Below are 19,904 nucleotides of genomic sequence, written 5' to 3' on the forward strand. Positions count from 1 at the left end.
TATCGCCGCCGTAGCCGCTGACGCCTGTACGCGTCGGCGGGGGCAGGCGCGCATCAGCTCAGGGCGCGAATCGTCGGCAGGTTTCGCCAATAGCCTTTCGCATCCATCCCGCATCCGAATACGTAGCGGTCCGGCACGGTGAACCCGCAGAAATCGGGGTGAATCGGCTTCGGCTTGTTCAGCACTTTCTCGCAAAGCACCGCACAATAGAACGCCGTGGCGCCCATGTCCAGGATGCGCTCGCGGATGGCGGCCATCGTGGCGCCTTCGTCGAGGATATCGTCCAGCACCAGCACGGCGCGACCGCGTACCGATTCGCGCGGCGCCACGCGCCATTGCATCGCTCCGCCCGTGGTGGTGTTGTTGTAGCGGCTTAAGTGGATGTAGTCGAACTCGAGCGGGAAATCGAGTCTCGGCAAGAGCATGCCGGTGAATACCACGGCGCCGCCCATGACCGACAAGACCAGCGGAAACTCTTCTCCAATGGCGCTTTTGATGGCGTTTGCCATGCGCTCGACCGAGGTCAAGACCTCCCCGGCGGTAACGATTTCTTCAGAGTTGCGAAAAATGTCCTGAGCTTCGTCTCGGTTCATTGGGGGCGGGCGTGAGTTGTGGGAGGATGTCTTAGCGCATGCCGGGCAGCATGCCTTTCATGCCCCGCATCATTTTCATCATACCGCCACCCTTGAGTTTTTTCATCATGCCGCGCATTTGCTCGTATTGCCCCAGCATGCGGTTGACGTCCTGAACCTGAACCCCGGCGCCCGCCGCGATGCGCCGTTTGCGGCTGGCCTTGATGATTTCCGGCTTGGCCCGCTCGGCGGGCGTCATGGCATTGATGATGCCCTCCATGCGGCGCACCTGCTTCTCGGCCTGATCCATATTGGCCTGACTTGCCGCAGCCTGATATTGTGCCGGCAGCTTGTCCATCAGATTGGACAGGCCGCCCATTTTCTTCATTTGGGAGATCTGGGATTTGAAATCGTTCAGATCGAAGTCGCCGCCTTTTTTGACTTTCTCGGCGAGCTTCTGTGCGACTTGAACGTCAACCCCCTTTTGCGCGCCCTCGACCAGGGCAAGGATGTCGCCCATACCGAGAATCCGGCTGGCCATGCGTGCCGGATAAAACACCTCGAGACCATCGAGCTTCTCGCCAACGCCGACGAACTTGACCGGCTTGCCGGTAACGTGGCGCACCGACAGCGCCGCGCCGCCGCGCGCGTCGCCGTCGAGCTTGGTCAGCACCACGCCGGTCAGCGGGAGCGCTTCATTGAATGCGCGCGCGGTATTCACCGCATCCTGGCCGAGCATCGCATCGACCACAAAAAGCGTTTCGATCGGCTTGAGCGCGGCGTGCAGCGCGCTGATCTCCTGCATCATCGCCTCGTCGATGCCAAGCCGGCCGGCGGTATCGACCAGCACGACATCGTGAAAATGCTTTTTGGCCCAATCGACGGCAGCCAGCGCAATATCGACCGGCTTCTGGTCAGGCTCGGACGGGAAGAAATCGGCGCCGACCTGCTCGGTGACCGTTTTGAGCTGCGCGATCGCGGCCGGGCGGTAGACGTCGCACGAAACGGTGAGCACCTTCTTCTTCTGCTCGCGCAGCAGCCTGGCCAGCTTGCCGACCGTGGTGGTCTTGCCCGCACCCTGCAAACCCGCCATCAGGATGATCGCCGGCGGCTGGGTCGCGAAATTGAGCTCGGCGGCCTTGCCTTCGTAATCCCCGCCCATAATGGCGGTGAGCTCGCGCTGCACCACGCCCACCAGCGCCTGCCCGGGCGAGAGGCTGGCGAGCACTTCCTCGCCGAGCGCTTTTTCCTTGACCTTTGCGATAAATTCGCGCACTACGGGCAGTGCGACGTCCGCCTCGAGTAATGCCAGCCTTACTTCGCGCAGCATTTCCTGGGTGTTGGCTTCGGTCAGGCGGGCCTCGCCGCGCAACGTCTTGACGACGCGCGCCATCCGTTGGGTAAGATTGTCGAGCATGAAAAGTTCCTGTGTCCCGGGCGCGGCCACGAAGGCCTAGTGTAAACTCCGAATATGACTATTTTACTGTATGCGTTGACGGCGGTTCTGTACGGCGGCCTCGCGCTCGTCTCGTGGCACCGTTATTGCCGCGAGGCGGCGTCCACCGGCGGTGGAACCCTCACGCGCGCGGCGCACGCCAGTGCCGACGGGGTAATCCGCGTCGCGTTGCTCGCTGCGCTGGTGACCCACGGCGTGTTGCTGCATCAAACGATTTTTCGCGCCGACAGCATGCATTTTGGCTTCGCCTATGCGTTATCCGCAATGCTTTGGCTATCCGCGGGCATTTATTGGATCGAGAGTTACTTCTTCCGCATCGACAGTGTGCGCCTGATGGTGACGCCGGCGGCTTGCCTGGCGAGTGTGATGCCGCTGATTTTTCATGACAACCGGATTTTGCCGTTTGCTGCCAATCCGATGTTCAAGTTGCACTTCGTAATCGCCAACATGGCCTACGGGTTGTTCGCGCTGGCCGCCTTGCATGCATTGTTGATGATCTCCGCCGAGCGCCATCTGCATCCCGTGCAAGGCAGCGAGCCGCCGTCGAGTTGGCTGTCGCACTGGTTCGACACGCTGCCGCCGTTGCTGACGATGGAAAAGCTGCTGTTTCGCATGATCACCGCCGGCTTCGTGCTGCTGACCTTGACGCTGGTTTCGGGAGCAATATTCTCGGAGGAACTCTTCGGCGAGCCGGCCAAGTTCGATCACAAGAATGTATTCGCGGTGATCTCCTGGCTGATGTTCGGCGCGGTGCTGGCTGGGCGGCGCTGGTATGGATGGCGCGGCAAAACGGCGCTGCGCTGGGTGCTGGTCTCGTTTGTGTCGTTGCTGTTGGCTTATATCGGCACTCGCTTCGTGCTCGAGGTTCTGCTGAACCGGGCCGCGGGAGGGTAAGGGACAATGCGCACGATATTGATCGTATTGCTGATACTGATTCTGGGCTCTTGGTATTTGCGCCGCAACGAAAGTCGCCCGGAGACAAATCGCCCGCAGCAGCGCACCCCGTTGCCGCCAGCGGAAAAAATGGTGCGGTGCGCCGAATGCGGCATCTATTTGCCGGCCAGCGAGGCACGGTCGATTGCGCAAACGGGAACCACCGGCACACCGCTCTATTTCTGTTGCGACGCGCACCACAACGCGTTCCAGAAGCGCCACGTTTGAGGCGGCGCCGCAGTTCCCTGGCGTGGTTTATGCTAAGCTCGCCGCGCCTGCCGGCGGCGCTTGCGCTGAGGTCCTGGATGGTCTAAAACTCAAGTAACGAAAAATAAAAACAGCTTTTGGCGACCCGGGGTAGGAGGAAGCGCCATGCGCAAGCGAATATATTTTCTGTTACCCGATCTCACCTGCGCCCAGCAGACGATGCGTGATCTGTTGCTGGCGCGCGTCGAGGTCAAGCATATTCATTTCCTTGCCAAGGAAGGGGCCGATTTGAGCGGTCTGCATGAGGCCAATTTGCTGCAGACGTCGGATATCGTTCACGCCGCCGAAGCCGGTCTCGTGATCGGTGGATTGTGCGGGCTTGCCGTGGGCGCGGTCGCGGCACTCTATCCAATTGTCGGCACCGGGCCGCAGTGGGAGACCGTGATCATCACCGGGCCGCTTGGGTCGCTGTTCGGCGCCTGGGTATCGAGCATGATCGGCAGTTCGGTGCCCAACTCACGGCTCAAGCAGTTTCAGCCGGCGCTCGCGCGCGGCATGATTTTATTGATGGTCGATGTGCCAACCGGGCGCGTGCGGGAGATCAGCGAGATGCTGCGCGACCATCATCCGGAAGCCGATATGGAAGGCGTCGAGCCAGCCATTCCGGCATTTCCGTGAACGGTTCAGGTCGGAAGACCTGAATGCGTCGCACCTGTGAGCGACGCGGGGTGGATCGCCCGCTGGTGAGGCCGGCAACGATACCACGCCTGGGCTTATGTGGAGCCTGTGGAAGCCTTCCGGCAGTGTTTGCGGAAGGCTTCCATTTATCGAGCCACGCCACTTGCCCGCCCGAGCGGGGCGCGGTATCTTCCCTGGGGTCCGCGATCGCTTTGGTGCACCGCGATTTTTCAATCGACTCGACGACCTGTTTTGATTCCCTTCCAAATCGATCCGGCTGGCTGGGCCCATGGCGCTACGCGTGTGGCATCGCCCAACTTCGACGCCCGCCCGCCGGGCGTGGAAGTCGATTTGCTGGTGGTGCACAACATGAGTTTGCCGCCGGGGCAGTTCGGCGGTCCGGCAATTGCCGCATTCTTCACCAATACGCTGGACCATGACAGCCACCCGTTTTTTGAGCAAATTCGCGGTGTGCGCGTGTCTGCTCATTTCCTGATTCGGCGTAACGGGGAGGTCGTGCAATTCGTCTCGTGCGATGCACGTGCCTGGCATGCGGGACTGTCGGAATTTTTCGGACGCGAGCGCTGCAACGATTTTTCGCTTGGCGTGGAACTCGAGGGGGCCGATGACGTGCCGTTCGATGCGGCGCAATATCGCGCGCTTGGCCAATTGATTGCTGCGCTGATGGCGCGTTATCCGATCAAGGCGATTGCCGGCCACGCGGATATCGCGCCGCACCGCAAGACCGACCCGGGCCCTTGTTTTGACTGGCTCGCACTGCAACAAGCTTGTCGACTTCCAGGGCGCTACTTTCCTTACCAGGCCGGCATGCCAGACGCTGCGGCGGCAAGCGACGCTGATCCCGGCGCATCGCGTCAACCATAAATCTACTGCGCGACCACCGGGTTTTCCCGGACGCGAAAACGACTTGTGGCGCGGTTTTCAGGCAAGAAATTTCAAAAATTTTCTTTGGAGAACCACGACGGTATCCACTATACTTAGTGGGAAATAGCAACGCCACCACTATATATAGTGGTTATGCGCAGGTCGATCTGTCCGGCTCGATGAGCTCGGCAACACGCGGCAACCTCGCGCAACGGCGGGCCGCCGACGCGATGAGGCTCACATTAAGCGTCTCTTTCGTTGGCGGTGAACCTGACTGTGCCGATAGTACGGCACCCCAAGCGTCACCGGATCTTCGGCAAGAAGACTCGATGACGAAAGCACAATGACCCGGGAGTTTTTACATGCAAATCACCGAAAACCCAACCCGTCCGAATTCTCCGACCGCTGGCTCTACGCAGAGCGGTGGCGCGGGAATGTCGGCGCCGCAATCGAGCGGCGCGTTTGCATCTGCGTCGATGGCTGATTACAAAATCATCCGGCGCAATGGCACGGTGGTGGGTTTCGAGCCGTCGAAAATCGCGATTGCCGTGACCAAGGCTTTCCTGGCCGTCAACGGCGGCCCCGGCGCGGCATCCGCGCGGATTCGCGAACTGGTGGAGCAGCTGACCCAGAACGTCGTGCGCGCGCTGGTGCGCAGCCGGCCGGCCGGCGGCACGTTCCATATCGAAGACATCCAGGACCAGGTCGAACTGGCGCTCATGCGCGCTGGCGAGCATAACGTCGCGCGTGCTTACGTGCTTTATCGCGAGAAGCGTTCTCAGGAGCGCGCTCAGCAGGGTGAAGCCGGCGCGCAGCAGGCCGGTTTCAATATCAACGTCACCGATAACGGCGTGACGCGTCCGCTCGACATGGACGTGCTGCGCAACGTGCTGGTCTCCGCCTGCGAAAATCTGGGCGACGCGGTCGACGCCGAACCGATTCTGCGCGAGACACTCAAGAATCTGTATGACGGCGTGCCGCTGTCGCAGGTCTACGACTCCGCGATTCTGGCCGCGCGAACGTTGATCGAGCAGGACCCGGCCTACAGTCAGGTTACCGCCCGTATCCTGCTGCACACGATTCGCCGCGAAATCCTGGGCGAGGAAGTCACTCAGGCGGCGATGGCCACGCGCTACGCCGAATACTTCCCGCAGTTCATCAAGCGCGGCGTCAACGCCGAGCTGCTCGACGAAAAGCTGCTGCAGTTCGATCTGCAAAAATTGGGGGCCGCGCTCGACGCTTCGCGCGATTTCCAGTTCAACTACCTGGGCCTGCAGACGCTGTACGACCGCTACTTCCTGCATGACGACGGTGCGCGCATCGAAATGCCGCAAGCCTTCTTCATGCGCGTTGCCATGGGGCTGTCGCTCAACGAAGTCGATCGTGAAGCGCGCGCCATCGAATTCTACGAAATCCTCTCGACGTTCGATTTCATGAGCTCCACGCCGACCCTGTTCAATTCGGGTACGCGGCGTTCGCAATTGTCGTCGTGCTACCTCACGACGGTTGCCGACGATCTCGATGGCATCTACGAAGCGCTCAAGGAAAACGCATTGCTGTCGAAGTTTGCCGGCGGCCTCGGCAACGACTGGACCCGAGTGCGCGCGCTGGGCTCGCACATCAAGGGGACCAACGGCAAGAGCCAGGGCGTGGTGCCGTTCTTGAAAGTCGTCAACGACACCGCCGTCGCGGTGAACCAGGGCGGCAAGCGCAAAGGGGCGGTATGCGCGTACCTGGAAACCTGGCACCTCGACATCGAAGAATTCCTCGAGCTGCGCAAGAATACCGGTGACGATCGCCGTCGCACGCACGACATGAACACCGCCAACTGGATTCCCGACCTGTTCATGAAGCGGGTGATGGAGGGCGGCGATTGGACGCTGTTCTCGCCCTCGACCTGCCCCGATCTGCACGACAAGGTCGGCAAGGAATTCGAGGCGGCCTATCTCGGTTATGAGGAAAAGGTCGCACGCGGCGAATTGAAGCTGTTCAAGAAGCTGCCGGCGCAGACCCTGTGGCGCAAGATGCTCGGCATGCTGTTCGAGACCGGCCATCCGTGGATCACCTTCAAGGATCCGTGCAACATCCGCTCGCCTCAGCAGCACGTCGGCGTCGTGCACTCGTCCAACCTGTGCACCGAAATCACGCTGAACACCAATGAGAATGAGATTGCCGTGTGCAACCTGGGCTCGGTCAATCTCGTGGCCCACATGAAGCGGCAGCCGGACGGCAGCTACGTGCTCGACCACGACAAGCTCAAGCGCACCGTTCATACGGCGATGCGCATGCTCGACAACGTCATCGACATCAACTACTACGCGGTCAACAAGGCGCGCAATTCGAACCTGCGTCACCGCCCGGTGGGCATGGGCATCATGGGCTTCCAGGACTGCCTGCACCTGCTGCGCACCCCCTACGCGTCCGAAGCGGCGGTCGAATTCGCCGACCGCTCGATGGAGGCGGTGTGCTATTACGCTTACTGGGCTTCCACCGAGCTGGCGGCCGAGCGGGGCCGCTACCTGTCCTACTCGGGCTCGCTGTGGGATCGCGGCATCCTGCCGCAGGATTCGCTCAAGCTGCTGGCCGAGGAACGCGGCGGCTACCTGGAGGTCGACGAGTCGAGTTCGATGGACTGGGATGCGCTGCGCGCACGCATCAAGCACTACGGCATGCGCAATTCGAACTGTATCGCGATCGCCCCGACCGCGACCATCTCCAACATCATCGGCGTATCGGCCTGCATCGAGCCCACGTACCAGAATCTGTACGTGAAATCGAATCTGTCGGGCGAATTCACGGTGGTCAACGACTACCTGGTGCGCGACCTGAAGGAGCGCGGCCTGTGGGACGAAGTGATGGTCGCCGACCTGAAGTACTTCGACGGCTCGCTGGCCCGTATCGACCGCATTCCGTCCGACCTGCGTGCGCTGTATGCCACGGCTTTCGAAGTCGAGCCGAAATGGCTGGTCGAGGCCGCCTCCCGTCGCCAGAAATGGATCGACCAGGCCCAGTCGCTCAATATTTATATGGCGGGCGCCTCCGGCAAGAAGCTGGACGAAACCTACAAGCTGGCCTGGCTGCGCGGCTTGAAGACCACCTACTATCTGCGCACGATGTCCGCGACCCACGTCGAGAAATCGACGGTCAAGACCGGCACGCTCAATGCGGTGTCCTCCGGCGGGGGCGGCGGCGAGGTGCAGGCTGCGGCCGCACCGATCGAGACGCCGGCGATGCCCGAGCCCGAAGGGCAGGTATGCATGCTGCGCCCAGGCGACGCCGGGTTCGATGAGTGCGAGGCGTGCCAATAAGTTCGCTGCAATGGCGGCGCCCCGGGGCCAGCCCCGCGGCGAGCCTCCGTGCGCTCTGATCCGACGGCGCCGCGCAATTGCAGACAAGACCGTTGCCGCCTCGAGCGAGGTGGCAACGGCTGGTGTAAATCAATGCATAGAGGAAGATAACCATGCTGACTTGGGAAGATGATCTCGCCCCTGCCGCTCAACCGGGTGCCCAGGCGTTGGCTCAAGGCCGTCCGGCACTGCAGGCTGCCGTCGCGCCGCGCGCCGACGAACAGGCGCTGCCGCCGAGCGCTGTGCACGGCAACATTCTCGGGACCGACGCCGGGAACAACCCGAACACGATTTCGGCCGCGTCGAACCGCCGCGTCAACGCCGCCGACAAGCGCGTCATCAACGGGGCAACCGACGTCAACCAGCTTGTCCCGTTCAAATATAAGTGGGCGTGGGAGAAATATCTGGCGGGTTGCGCGAATCACTGGATGCCGCAGGAAATCAACATGTCCCGTGACATCGCGCTATGGAAGGATCCCAATGGCCTGACCGAAGACGAGCGGCGCATCATCAAGCGCAATCTCGGTTTCTTTGTCACCGCCGATTCGCTGGCCGCCAACAACATCGTGCTGGGCACCTATCGTCACATCACGGCGCCGGAGTGCCGGCAGTTTCTGTTGCGGCAGGCCTTCGAGGAAGCGATCCATACTCACGCCTACCAATACATCGTGGAGAGCCTGGGGCTCGACGAAGGCGAGATCTTCAACGCCTATCATGAAGTCGCCGCCATTCGTGCCAAGGACGAATTCCTGATTCCGTTCATCGACACACTGACCGACCCCGCCTTCAAGACCGGGACGCTGGAGACGGATCAGAAGTTGCTCAAATCGCTGATCGTGTTCGCCTGCATCATGGAGGGTCTGTTCTTCTATGTCGGCTTCACGCAGATTCTGGCGCTCGGTCGCCAGAACAAGATGACGGGCGCTGCCGAGCAGTATCAATACATCCTGCGCGACGAGTCGATGCACTGCAATTTCGGTATCGACCTCATTAACCAGATCAAGCTGGAAAATCCGCACCTGTGGACGTCCGAGTTCCGCGACGAACTGCGCGAGCTGTTCAAGCACGCCGTCGATCTCGAGTATCGCTACGCCGAAGACACCATGCCGCGTGGCGTGCTGGGCCTGAATGCGGGCATGTTCAAGAGCTATCTGCGCTTCATCTGCAACCGCCGCTGCACGCAGATCGGACTCGAGCCGCTATTCCCCAATGAAGAGAATCCGTTCCCCTGGATGAGCGAGATGATCGATTTGAAGAAGGAAAGAAATTTCTTCGAGACGCGTGTCATCGAATATCAAACCGGTGGTGCGTTGAGTTGGGATTGATGTCTGGCGATGCATGCTGTGTTCAGCAGTGTGCATCAAATACAACACATTGGATTCGTGATGCGGTGTCGTGCGCGTTTTTCGTGTCGAAAGTATTAACATCGCATCACAAAAGAATTATTATTCGCTCAATTAAATGCAGTCTCGATAACCAGAAAGCAAATCGCTTTCCTCTCAATGCAGAGAACTGGTAGATAAGGAGCGTCAAAACCTTGGTGCATAGCAGGCAGTCGTCACGCTTATCCGCTATCGCAGTCTCCCTCCTCCCGATGACGGGACAGGCAAGCTACCCTCCCAAAAAACTGACGCTTCACCAACATCACTACAACCGAATTGCTGGCGGCGAAGTCGCCGGCAATTTTTTTGCGCGCTGGCCGGCGACGTCACGCCTGCCCGCGCGCAATGCCGAATTCATTAGCGTAAGCAGCCATAGCTTGATGCGTACGCCGATGAATAGCCCGCTCGCTGCGCGCCTGTTGGCGCACTGGTCGGGTTTCCTTCTCAGGTGGTTTGTTTGATTCTATCGATTCTCAAGTCAAGGAGAGCATGATGGCTACTGCTAAGAAAAAACCTGTTGCTGCGAAAAAACCTGCTGCCAAAAAACCGGTAGCGAAGAAGGCTCCGGCCGCCAAGAAGCCCGCCGCCAAGAAAGCGGTTGCTGCCAAAAAAGCACCGGCCAAGAAAGCCGCAGTGAAGAAAGTGGCTGCCAAGAAGGCACCGGCCAAGAAAGCGGTCGTGAAGAAAGTGGCTGCCAAGAAGGCACCGGCCAAGAAAGCGGTCGTGAAGAAAGTCGCCGCCAAGAAGGCACCGGCCAAGAAAGCGGCAGTGAAGAAAGTCGCCGCCAAGAAGGCACCGGCCAAGAAAGCCGCAGTGAAGAAAGTCGCCGCGAAAAAAGCGCCGGCGAAAAAAGCTGCTGCCAAGAAGCCCGCTGCGAAGAAACCGGCCGCCAAGAAGCCCGCTGCCAAGAAACCCGCTGCGAAGAAGCCGGCCGCTAAGCCTGCTGCGACCGCCGCTGCCCCTGCAGCTGCGCCCGCCAAGACGGTGCTCAATCCGGCGGCGGCGTGGCCGTTCCCGACTGGCAGCCGTCCGTAAGCAGAGTGCCGAGGCAACACACAAGACACTTCGGTGTCTCTTGATCGAGTAGTGCTACTCGGTCGAAAACCCGCTGCGGTGAATGCGCCGTAGCGGGTTTTTCTTTGGTCGTGCAAGATGCCGGCACGGATCACATGATGAAGAATCTGCGCCAGTGCACGGATCGCGAAGGGATAAAAAAACGCATGGCGAACCATGCGTTGCTTGTGGCGGCGAGGCACCGCACTTATTGACGTGTCTACTAATGCGTGACCCGTGTGATGCCACCGCTCGTGAGCAGGCGGACGCGATCTCCAGGGCGGAACGATTCATCGGCGCTTTGGGTTACCGCGCGTAACTCGCCATTGTCCAGACGTACCGTGATCTCCAGCCCCGGGCGCTGACTGGCGCGGTTCTCGATTGCCTGACCGGCCACCACGCCGGCGATGCCGCCGAGAATGCCGGTAATGATCGAGCCTCGGCCACCGCCGATCGCACTGCCGCCGATTGCGCCAAGTGCGCCGCCGCCCACCGTGCCCAACACCCCGGGCTGTCCGTTGCTGGCGTCTATGGTGACGGGGCGCACCGATTCCACTGTGCCCATGCGAACGATTTGTTCGCGTTGCGCCTGGCTGCTTTGGTAGACGCTGGCCGAATCGCTGTTGCCGATGGCCGCGCATCCCGGCAACACCAGGATGGCCGCCAGACTGAACCCGATCAGCGGCGTGGTGAGCTTACTCATTCGTGTTTCTCCCGACTCTTTCAATGCCAAACATAGCCGAAAGCATCTTTGAAGCGCTCCCGGATTTCTTCGTGTGTGAGGACATGGTTTTGCGGACCTTGATGCGCGATTTTGAGCGAGCCCATCAAGCTTCCGATGCGACCGGATGTTTCCCAGTCCAGGCCGTTTTCGATGCCGTACAGGAGGCCGCCGCGGAAAGCGTCGCCGCATCCGGTCGGGTCGACCACGCGTTCGGCCTTGACCACGGGGATCGCGTATTGCTTCTTTTGGCTGTAAATGACGGCACCCTGCGCACCTCGCGTTACGACAAACGCCTGGACCCGATCGGCGATATCCTCGGCAGACCAGTCCGTACGCAGGCTCATCAATTTCGCCTCGTAATCGTTGACTGCCACGTAGGTCGCAAGTTCAATCATGTGGCGCAGTTCGGCGCGATCGAACAGCGGCAGTCCCTGGCCCGGATCGAACACGAATGGAATGCCTGCTTCGGCGAACTGCTCGACGTGACCCTGCATGCCTTCGCGCCCGTCGGGAGCGACAATGCCCAGACCGATGTCCCTGGCGTCCTGGACCCGATTCAAGTGGGAATGCATCATGGCCCCGGGATGAAACGCCGTAATCTGGTTGTTCTCCAGATCGGTGGTGATCATCGCGTGGGCCGTCATGGTGTCGGGCACGATGCGCACGTGCTCGGTCGGCAGGTCGAGCGATTTCAGGTGTGTCAGGTAAGGCCCGACATCCTCGCCGGCCGTGGCCATCACGACGGGGCTGCCACCCAGCAGACGCAGATTGTAGGCGATGTTGCCGGCGCAGCCGCCGAACTCCCGGCGCAGCGTCGGCACCAGGAAGCTCACGTTGAGGTTGTGCACCTGGTCCGGCAGGATGTGGTCGCCGAAGCGCCCCTCGAACGTCATGATATTGTCGTAGGCAAGCGAGCCGCAGATAAGCGTAGCCACGGGTACGTTCCTTTCTTTCTAGGAGAGTGAGGCGAGCGCGGCGTCGTAGTTCGGCTCGTTTTTGATTTCCGGCACCAGTTCCGCGTGCAATACCTTGTCGTGCTCGTCGAGCACAACCACCGCCCGTGCGGTGAGCCCGGCCAGCGGCCCGGTGGTGATTTCGACGCCGTAGTTCCTCAGGAACTCATGGCCGCGCAGGGTCGACAGTGAAATCACATTGGTCAGGCCTTCGGTCGCGCAGAAACGGCTCTGGGCGAAGGGCAGGTCGCTGGAGATGACGAGTACCACGGTATTGGTCAGCTTGCCTGCCGCCTCATTGAATTTGCGCGTCGACGTCGCGCACGTCGGGGTGTCGAGACTGGGCACGATGTTGAGCACCTTGCGCTTGCCGGCGAAGTCGGCCAGCTTGACGTCTTTCAAATCCTTGCCGACCAACGAGAAGGCCGGTGCGGTTTGATTCTTCTGCGGGAGCTGTCCGGCGACTTCAATGGGGGTACCGCCGAGAGTGACTTGAGTCATGGTGATTCTCCGTCAAAAAGTGAGCGCAGGGGTGCGATCGGGGATCAGGGATAGAACGCGACGACGTGGTAGTTTGCGGCTGTCGTCGAGTGTGCCGACAATCGTAATCGAATCGGGTGTTCGCTGCGCGCCGCCAGTCCGGCGGCAATCTCGCTGTCGGACAGATAGTCGGTGACGTGAATGTCGCGACGCACGACGGGTGTGCCGCTGGCGTCCATCAAGGTCAGCTCGAGCGCCGGGTATGCGATGGCATGATCCGACGTGTTGCGCAGGAAAAGGGTCAGTACCAGGAGGTGCTGGCCTTGCGCATCGCTGTCGTCTCCCTCGGTAGCGAGATTGGTGGACTCGATGTTGAGTCCGCTCAACTGGCGCACCGGCGCAATTCGGCAGCCGGCGATCTGGCACAGCTGCATCAGCGGCCCCCGCAATGGGGGCCATTGCGCCGCCAAAGCATCGCGTTGCCACCAGACCAGCTGCAGCAACGCGCTCAGCGTCAGGACCGCAACCGCTACCACCCAAAGGACCCCTTTGCTCGAGCGGGCGCTGTTGCGCAGCCAGGGGGGCGCGTCGGCGGGGTCGGCGGCGCGTGCCGACAAAGGCGCAGACGTGAAACCGCCGCCACGCGTTTTATCCTCATGGCGCAGCAGCGCAGCCGCATCGAGGTTGGCCGGCGCACCCGGAGGGGTGGTGAAGCGAGGCTCATCGTCAGCAACGATTGCGTCGTAGATCGACGCGCGTGGCCCCTGCGGCTTGGACACCGGGGTGGGCGCGACCGTGGGCGACGAGGGCGCGTCGGCGATTTCCTCGGGGGGCGCGCACAATTCGGTGCGGCCGTCGAACACATGCTGACAGGTGCCGCAACGAACCAGGCCGTTGCGCAGCTTGAGCTGGTCGGCGACGACGCGAAAAACGGTGTGGCAGTTGGGGCAGCGGGTGGCGAGCAGCATGGAGGCAGATGTGGGCGGCACGGTGACTGCCTATTCTACCCGGCTTGTCCGTGCAGGCAGACCCAGCCATCCCGGCTTTGCCAAACGTCCAATGCCAGCCACGGCGCGTAGGCGTGTATGACTTCATCGGCTTGTCGTTCCAGCACGCCCGAGATGGCCAGCCGGCCGCCCGGCGCGACGCGCGCGCAAAGCATCGAGGCCAGCAGCTTGAGCGGATTGGAAAGAATATTCGCGACCACGATGTCGAATTGCCCCGCCGGGCAATCGTCCGGCAGCGTGTAGTCGACCGGTGCCCGATTGCACTCGCTGTTATAGCGCGCCGCTTCGATGGCTTGCGGATCGATATCGACCCCCACCACGCGCGCCGCGCCACATTTTTTGGCAAGAATGGCGAGGATGCCCGAGCCGCAACCATAGTCGAGCACGGTCGGTTTGACCGCCGGATCGATGTGCTGCTCCAGCCACTCCATGCACAGGCGCGTGGTGGGGTGGCTTCCGGTACCGAATGCCAGTCCCGGGTCGAGTTCGAGCACCAGAGCGTCGTCCGCTTGCGGGGCGTCATGCCACGAGGGCACGACCCAGATTCGCTGTCCGATCTGCATGGGCTCGAATTGCGATTGCGTCAGGCGCACCCAGTCCTGTTCGGCGACTTCCCGCACGGTGTAGGGCGCCATGTGCGGCAAACCGATGGCGTTGGCAGCAGCGCCCAGCAGCACGGCCGGATCCTGATGTTCGTCGAGCAGCACGATGACGCGCGAATGCTGCCAGGCAGTGTCCGCCGGCTCGAGCCCGGGTTCGCCGAACAGGGGCTGCTCGTCCGGCGTATTCGCGTCGGCGTCCTCGACCGAGACGGACAGCGCACCCAGATCGAGCAGTGCGTCCGACAATGCTTCGGCCTGCGCGCGGGCCAGCTCCACCACCAGTTCGCGGTACATGGCTCGACTCAATTGCCGTCGACCGCGGATTTCTGCGCCAACTTGTGCTCGAGGTAGTGAATGCTGGTGCCGCCTTCGACGAACTTGGCATCGAGCATCAATTCGCGGTGCAGAGGAATATTGGTCTGGATGCCTTCGACGACGATCTCCGACAAAGCGACTCGCATCCGGTTGATGGCCTGCTCGCGAGTAGCCCCGTACGCGATGATCTTGCCGATCATCGAGTCGTAGTTGGGCGGCACGAAATAGCCGTTATAAACGTGGGAATCGATCCGGATGCCGGGGCCGCCCGGCATGTGCCAGGCGGTAATGCGCCCTGGCGATGGCGTGAACTTGAATGGGTCCTCCGCGTTTATCCGGCACTCGATCGCGTGGCCGCGGAATTCGATGTCGCGTTGGCGAAAGCCGATTTTCTCGCCAGCGGCGATACGGATCTGCTCCTGAACGATATCCACGCCAGTGATCATCTCGGTCACAGGGTGTTCGACCTGAACCCGTGTGTTCATCTCGATGAAGTAGAACTCATTGTTCTCGTAGAGGAACTCGAACGTACCGGCGCCCAGATAGCCCATTTTTTTGCAGGCGTCCGCGCAGCGATCGCCGATGCGCTCGATCAGGCGGCGTGGAATATGCGGCGCGGTGGCTTCCTCGATGACCTTCTGATGGCGGCGCTGCATCGAGCAATCCCGTTCACCGAGCCAAACCGCGTTCTTGTATTTGTCGGCCAACACCTGGATCTCGATATGGCGAGGATTCTCAAGGAATTTCTCCATATAGACTTCCGGATTGCCGAACGCGCGACCGGCCTCTTCGCGGGTCATATTGACCGCATTGACCAGCGCCGCCTCGGTATGCACCACGCGCATGCCGCGCCCGCCGCCGCCGCCGGCGGCCTTGATGATGACCGGATAGCCGACCTGCCGGGCCATGCGCACGATTTCCTTCGGGTCGTCGGGCAGGGCGCCCTCGGAGCCGGGCACGCATGGCACGCCCGCTTTGATCATGGTCTGCTTGGCCGAGACTTTATCGCCCATCAGGCGGATGGTGTCGGGGCGGGGGCCAATAAAAGTGAAGCCGGATTGCTCGACACGATCGGCGAAGTCGGCGTTCTCCGACAGGAAGCCGTACCCGGGGTGAATCGCCTGGGCGTCGGTCACCTCGGCCGCGCTGATAATCGACGGCATATTCAAATAGCTCTGCGCCGACGGGGCCGGGCCGATACAGACGGCTTCGTCGGCCAGGCGCACGTATTTGGCTTCCTTGTCGGCTTCCGAGTATATGACGACAGTCTTGATGCCGAGCTCGCGGCAGGCGCGCTGGATTCTCAGGGCGATTTCGCCGCGATTGGCTATAAGGATTTTTTCAAACATTGTCCGGGATCCTGGCAGGGAGGATGGGATGAGACCGACGGGGCAGGCGGGCCCGAGCCGTCGGTCGAGCGCAGCCGGCTCCGCTCAACCGATCACAAACAACGGCTGGCCGTATTCGACGGCCTGGCCGTTCTCGCCGAGAATTTCCTTGATGACGCCGGCTTTGTCGGCCTCGATTTCGTTGAGCAGCTTCATGGCCTCGATGATGCACAGGGTCTGGCCTTCCTTGACGGTGTCGCCGACTTGCACGAAAGGATCGGCGCCGGGCGAGGGCGCACGATAGAAGGTGCCGACCATCGGCGACGTGACCACGTGTCCTTGCGGCGCCGCCGCAGCGGGCACGGCGGCAGTCTCGGCAGCCGGCGCGGCGGCCGGTGCCGCACCGGCCTGTGTCATCATCGGCTGGTGCATCTGCATTTGCATCGGTGCGGCCATGATTTGCGGCGGCGCTTTGACGATGCGGACCTTGCCTTCACCTTCGGTGACTTCGAGTTCGGAGATGCCCGATTCTGCGACGAGGTCGATCAATGTCTTGAGTTTGCGCAAATCCATGAAGGAAGCTCCTTGATTCGTGGTCGGCCGGCGCACACGCCGGCAATAAATAAGATCTTCAGTTGCCGGACAGGCGGCGCAGTGCGAAATCGAGGGCATAGCCGTAGCCATGCCAGCCGAGGCCGCAAATCACACCCTCGGCCAATTCGGAAAAATAAGAATGATGCCGGAAGGTTTCACGGCGATGCACGTTCGATAAATGCACTTCGACAAACGGAATGCCAACCGCCGCGAGCGCATCGCGCAAGGCCACGCTGGTATGCGTGTAGGCGGCGGGATTGATAATGATGTAATCGACCTTATCGCCGGCCGCTGCATGAATGCGATCGACCAGCGCGCCCTCGTGATTGCTCTGAAAGCTCTCGAGAGTGATCGCCGCGCTCTGCGCCTGGGCCTGCAACGCTCGCTCGATGTCGGCGAGCGTCGTGTGACCATACACCCCCGGCTCCCGGGTGCCCAGCAAATTCAGATTCGGGCCGTGCAGGACGAGTATGCGATGAGGCATGTTCCGTGAGGAGATTGAAGAAATTGGGCGCAATTTAACGCTAATTGGCGAATTTTGTCCAGTGCCAAAAGATTTTGATGGGGGAAATCCCTAGGTTCGGGATTTTTTACTTTTGCTGGGTTGCACGGCGGATGCGACGATTATATCGGATGCCGGGGCCGCCCCGTCTTTGTCCGCTGTCGGCCGTGAGCGGGCTCATAACCGGCGATTTTACAGGGCATTCAGGGTCGAACGTAATTCGTCCGGCCGGATTTGCCCCAGCTTCGTCAGCCGAATTTTGCCGGTCGGGTCGATCACCACCGTAAACGGCAGGGCGCCCATGGTGTCGCCCAGTGCCCTGGACAAATCGGTGCCGGCGTAACCGGCCACGAGTAACGGGTACTGAACCTTGACCCTCGCCTCGAAAGCCTGAAGATTTTTGGCGGAATCGATGCCGATGCCGACAAATTGGACGTTTTTATCCTTGAATTCGTGTGCCATCCTCGCGAGATCGGGCATTTCCTTGACGCATGGCGAGCACCAGGGCGCCCAGAAGTTGACGACGAGCGTCCGTCGTTGCCATTGACTCAGCGATTGCTCCTGTCCGGCAAGGTCAGGGAGCCGGGTGTTGAAGAGCAATTGCACCGCTGGTCCGCCGGCCTGTTTTGGTGCGTGGGCCCGCCAAGCGACATAGGCGCCGGTCGCCAATGCGGCAGCGGCCACGATTGCGAGGAAAAAAGAACGATTTTTCTTCATCGTCGATGAATTGATTTAAACGGCGGTCAATTGATCGTGCAGCAAACTTCTGAGCCCGGCGGCGTCCAGGCGAAGCGGCCGCTTTTGCGCGTCCAGCTTTGCCGCGTTTCGCAGATCGCCCAGCGTGTAGAGAACGATATGTACGCCGACTGGCGGCTGCTCTCGATGTTGACGCCACAGAAAGCTCAGGGTCTCGACCATGCCGCGCCCGGCAAAATGGCGTGTCTCCGACACTTCGTACTGGACGCCCCGATTCAGCAATTCGATCGCCAGATCCTTGCCGTTGTCGCAAAAGGCCTGCAAGTGAATGTCGGAGTGGCTGGTCGCCGTGCCGTTGAGCACCGCGCCGACCAAATACAGGCGATAGTTCGACAGCTGCTCCATCAGCGCGAGCGCGGTCAGGCGCAATTCGCGCAGTTGCGCCGGGTGAGTGTCGGCCTGAAACAGATTGAGATAAGCACGAATTTCTTCTTCGATCTGCTCGTTATTCGGCAGCAAGTCGCCGGAAATTTTATCTTCTCCGGTGATTTGTCGGGTCGCCTTGCGTTTGGCGGAGGCATAATCGAGACCGTCTTCCGCGATCAGGCGGGCGGCAGTCATGGCGATTTCCTCGCGCAGGCGTTGAGTGTCCAGCCACGTTTTGCGCATCATGGTGGCATCATACCGGAATTCATCCGCGTGCCCGCTAGGGTAGCCGAAGCCGCGCGGTTACAATGGCTGCCGCACGTTTAACCGGAAGCGCCTGGCCGGCGTCGATCATCAGTCATGCACATTCATATTCTCGGTATCTGCGGCACGTTCATGGGCGGCCTGGCGGTGCTGGCAACAGAGGCCGGTCACACGGTGACGGGCTGCGACGCCAACGTCTATCCGCCCATGAGTACGCAACTCGAAGCGCAGGGCATTCGGCTGATCGAAGGTTACGACGCCTCGCAGGTCGCGCTCGCCCCCGACCTGTTCGTGATCGGCAACGTGGTCTCGCGCGGCAACCCGCTGATGGAAGAAATTCTCAACCGCAATTTGCCGTATATGTCCGGCCCGCAATGGCTTGGCGAGCACATCCTGCAAAACAAGTGGGTACTGGCGGTAGCCGGCACTCACGGTAAGACGACCACCACGTCGATGTTGGCGTGGATACTGGAAGACGCGGGCTACCAGCCCGGCTTTCTGGTGGGTGGCGTGCCGCTCAATTTCGGTATCTCGGCGCGCCTGACCGAGGCGGATTTCTTCGTGATCGAGGCCGACGAATACGACACGGCTTTTTTCGACAAGCGCTCGAAATTTGTGCATTACCGCCCGCGGACTGCTGTGCTCAATAATCTCGAATACGATCATGCGGACATCTTCCCCGATCTGGCGGCGATCGAGACGCAATTTCATCATCTCGTGCGAACCATCCCTGGGCAGGGGCGAATCGTCGTCAATGGCCGGGAGAGCGCGTTTGAACGGGTCCTGAGCCGCGGCTGCTGGAGCGAAGTCGAACCCTTTGGCGTATCCGAGGGCTGGCATGCCGACGGTTCCGACGAACAGTTTTTGGTCAGATACCAGGAGCGTGCGTTCGGCACGCTCAAGTGGGATCTGCAGGGGGAACACAATCGCATGAACGCGCTGGCCGCCATTGCCGCGGCCCGTCATGTGGGCGTGCCGCCGGAGCAGGCGATCGTGTCGCTGTCCAAATTCAGAAACGTCAAGCGCCGCATGGAGTTGCGGGGCACCGTGCGCGGCGTCGCGGTCTACGACGATTTCGCCCATCACCCGACGGCGATTCACACCACCGTCGCGGGGTTGCGGCACCGCATCGGCGCGCAGGCCCGTATCCTTGCCGTTCTGGAGCCGCGCTCGAACACCATGAAGCTCGGCGTGATGAAATCCCAATTGCCGGGCAGTCTGGCTGAGGCCGACCTGGTTTTCGGGTACGGCGCCCCCTCGGGCAAGGAGGCGCTCGGCTGGGACCTGGCCGGCGCGCTGGCGCCCCTGGGCGAACGCGCCCGGGCGTTCACCGACCTGGATGCCCTGGTGCGGGCGATTGTCGCCGCGGCCCGGCCGGGCGACCACATCCTGGTGATGAGCAACGGCGGATTCGGCGGCGTGCATCAGAAATTGCTCGATGCGCTTGGACAGCCGACGTAAATCGCGCATCATTCTCGCAATATCTTCGCCGATCGACGC

The 19,904-nt window shown here is 61.2% G+C and carries 20 protein-coding genes; 8 read left to right on the plus strand and 12 right to left on the minus strand.

What is annotated here, in order from left to right:
• Nucleotides 1–53: 53 nt before the first annotated feature.
• On the minus strand, nt 54–593 hold the full coding sequence (locus PATSB16_RS00250) for a hypoxanthine-guanine phosphoribosyltransferase (protein WP_047215891.1): 540 nt from the start codon (nt 591–593) through the stop codon (nt 54–56).
• 31 nt (nt 594–624) lie between these two features.
• Complete coding sequence (ffh, locus tag PATSB16_RS00255; RefSeq protein ID WP_047215892.1) at nt 625–1,989, minus strand: signal recognition particle protein; 1,365 nt, start codon at nt 1,987–1,989, stop codon at nt 625–627.
• 54 nt (nt 1,990–2,043) lie between these two features.
• Between ffh and PATSB16_RS00260 the strand changes: the two genes are divergently transcribed.
• The 7 genes from PATSB16_RS00260 (at nt 2,044) to PATSB16_RS00295 (ending at nt 10,495) form a co-directional block, all read left to right on the plus strand.
• The gene (locus tag PATSB16_RS00260) at nt 2,044–2,922 is read left to right on the plus strand and encodes a cytochrome C assembly family protein (protein ID WP_047215893.1); all 879 of its coding nucleotides are present in this window, start codon (nt 2,044–2,046) and stop codon (nt 2,920–2,922) included.
• 6 nt (nt 2,923–2,928) lie between these two features.
• Nucleotides 2,929–3,189 carry a PP0621 family protein gene (locus tag PATSB16_RS00265; RefSeq protein WP_047215894.1) on the plus strand — a complete coding sequence of 87 codons (261 nt, stop codon included), beginning with the start codon at nt 2,929–2,931 and terminating at the stop codon, nt 3,187–3,189.
• A gap of 144 nt (nt 3,190–3,333) precedes the next feature.
• Entirely contained in the window at nt 3,334–3,846 is a 513-nt protein-coding gene (locus PATSB16_RS00270) for a hypothetical protein (RefSeq protein ID WP_047215895.1), read from the plus strand.
• A 252-nt stretch (nt 3,847–4,098) separates the two neighbouring features.
• Nucleotides 4,099–4,731, plus strand: a complete 633-nt coding sequence (ampD, locus tag PATSB16_RS00275; protein ID WP_047215896.1) for a 1,6-anhydro-N-acetylmuramyl-L-alanine amidase AmpD — start codon at nt 4,099–4,101, stop codon at nt 4,729–4,731.
• A 362-nt stretch (nt 4,732–5,093) separates the two neighbouring features.
• The gene (locus PATSB16_RS00280; RefSeq protein WP_047215897.1) at nt 5,094–8,039 is read left to right on the plus strand and encodes a ribonucleoside-diphosphate reductase subunit alpha; all 2,946 of its coding nucleotides are present in this window, start codon (nt 5,094–5,096) and stop codon (nt 8,037–8,039) included.
• A 152-nt stretch (nt 8,040–8,191) separates the two neighbouring features.
• On the plus strand, nt 8,192–9,403 hold the full coding sequence (locus PATSB16_RS00285) for a ribonucleotide-diphosphate reductase subunit beta (RefSeq protein WP_047215898.1): 1,212 nt from the start codon (nt 8,192–8,194) through the stop codon (nt 9,401–9,403).
• Nucleotides 9,404–9,925: 522 nt separating this feature from the next.
• Nucleotides 9,926–10,495: a histone H1-like DNA-binding protein gene (locus PATSB16_RS00295; protein WP_257786665.1), complete on the plus strand. Its 570-nt coding sequence runs from the start codon at nt 9,926–9,928 to the stop codon at nt 10,493–10,495.
• 241 nt (nt 10,496–10,736) lie between these two features.
• Here the strand turns inward: PATSB16_RS00295 and PATSB16_RS00300 are convergent, their stop codons facing one another.
• The 10 genes from PATSB16_RS00300 to PATSB16_RS00345 all read right to left on the minus strand — a co-directional run bounded on the left by PATSB16_RS00300 (nt 10,737) and on the right by PATSB16_RS00345 (nt 18,386).
• On the minus strand, nt 10,737–11,216 hold the full coding sequence (locus tag PATSB16_RS00300) for an outer membrane lipoprotein (RefSeq protein WP_047215901.1): 480 nt from the start codon (nt 11,214–11,216) through the stop codon (nt 10,737–10,739).
• Nucleotides 11,217–11,236: 20 nt separating this feature from the next.
• A complete protein-coding gene (locus tag PATSB16_RS00305) occupies nt 11,237–12,172 on the minus strand; it encodes a carbohydrate kinase family protein (RefSeq protein ID WP_047215902.1) in 936 nt (311 codons plus the stop codon).
• Nucleotides 12,173–12,190: 18 nt separating this feature from the next.
• Nucleotides 12,191–12,691, minus strand: coding sequence for a thiol peroxidase (gene tpx, locus PATSB16_RS00310; RefSeq protein ID WP_047215903.1), 501 nt, complete (start codon nt 12,689–12,691; stop codon nt 12,191–12,193).
• Nucleotides 12,692–12,735: 44 nt separating this feature from the next.
• The gene (locus PATSB16_RS00315) at nt 12,736–13,659 is read right to left on the minus strand and encodes a DUF3426 domain-containing protein (RefSeq protein ID WP_156884527.1); all 924 of its coding nucleotides are present in this window, start codon (nt 13,657–13,659) and stop codon (nt 12,736–12,738) included.
• 14 nt (nt 13,660–13,673) lie between these two features.
• A complete protein-coding gene (prmA, locus tag PATSB16_RS00320) occupies nt 13,674–14,573 on the minus strand; it encodes a 50S ribosomal protein L11 methyltransferase (RefSeq protein WP_047215905.1) in 900 nt (299 codons plus the stop codon).
• 8 nt (nt 14,574–14,581) lie between these two features.
• Nucleotides 14,582–15,943 (minus strand): acetyl-CoA carboxylase biotin carboxylase subunit, encoded by a 1,362-nt coding sequence (accC, locus tag PATSB16_RS00325; RefSeq protein WP_047215906.1) that lies wholly within the window; start codon nt 15,941–15,943, stop codon nt 14,582–14,584.
• Between the two features lie 84 nt (nt 15,944–16,027).
• Nucleotides 16,028–16,495: an acetyl-CoA carboxylase biotin carboxyl carrier protein gene (gene accB / locus PATSB16_RS00330; RefSeq protein WP_047215907.1), complete on the minus strand. Its 468-nt coding sequence runs from the start codon at nt 16,493–16,495 to the stop codon at nt 16,028–16,030.
• Nucleotides 16,496–16,553: 58 nt separating this feature from the next.
• Nucleotides 16,554–17,000 (minus strand): type II 3-dehydroquinate dehydratase, encoded by a 447-nt coding sequence (gene aroQ / locus PATSB16_RS00335; RefSeq protein ID WP_047215908.1) that lies wholly within the window; start codon nt 16,998–17,000, stop codon nt 16,554–16,556.
• A gap of 210 nt (nt 17,001–17,210) precedes the next feature.
• Nucleotides 17,211–17,735 carry a TlpA family protein disulfide reductase gene (locus tag PATSB16_RS00340; RefSeq protein WP_047215909.1) on the minus strand — a complete coding sequence of 175 codons (525 nt, stop codon included), beginning with the start codon at nt 17,733–17,735 and terminating at the stop codon, nt 17,211–17,213.
• A 15-nt stretch (nt 17,736–17,750) separates the two neighbouring features.
• Nucleotides 17,751–18,386: a hypothetical protein gene (locus PATSB16_RS00345; RefSeq protein WP_047215910.1), complete on the minus strand. Its 636-nt coding sequence runs from the start codon at nt 18,384–18,386 to the stop codon at nt 17,751–17,753.
• Between the two features lie 114 nt (nt 18,387–18,500).
• Here PATSB16_RS00345 and mpl point away from each other — a divergent pair, with 114 nt between their 5' ends.
• Nucleotides 18,501–19,865 (plus strand): UDP-N-acetylmuramate:L-alanyl-gamma-D-glutamyl-meso-diaminopimelate ligase, encoded by a 1,365-nt coding sequence (gene mpl / locus PATSB16_RS00350; RefSeq protein WP_047215911.1) that lies wholly within the window; start codon nt 18,501–18,503, stop codon nt 19,863–19,865.
• Nucleotides 19,866–19,904: the final 39 nt, after the last annotated feature.

The organism is Pandoraea thiooxydans (assembly GCF_001931675.1).
GTDB lineage: Bacteria > Pseudomonadota > Gammaproteobacteria > Burkholderiales > Burkholderiaceae > Pandoraea > Pandoraea thiooxydans.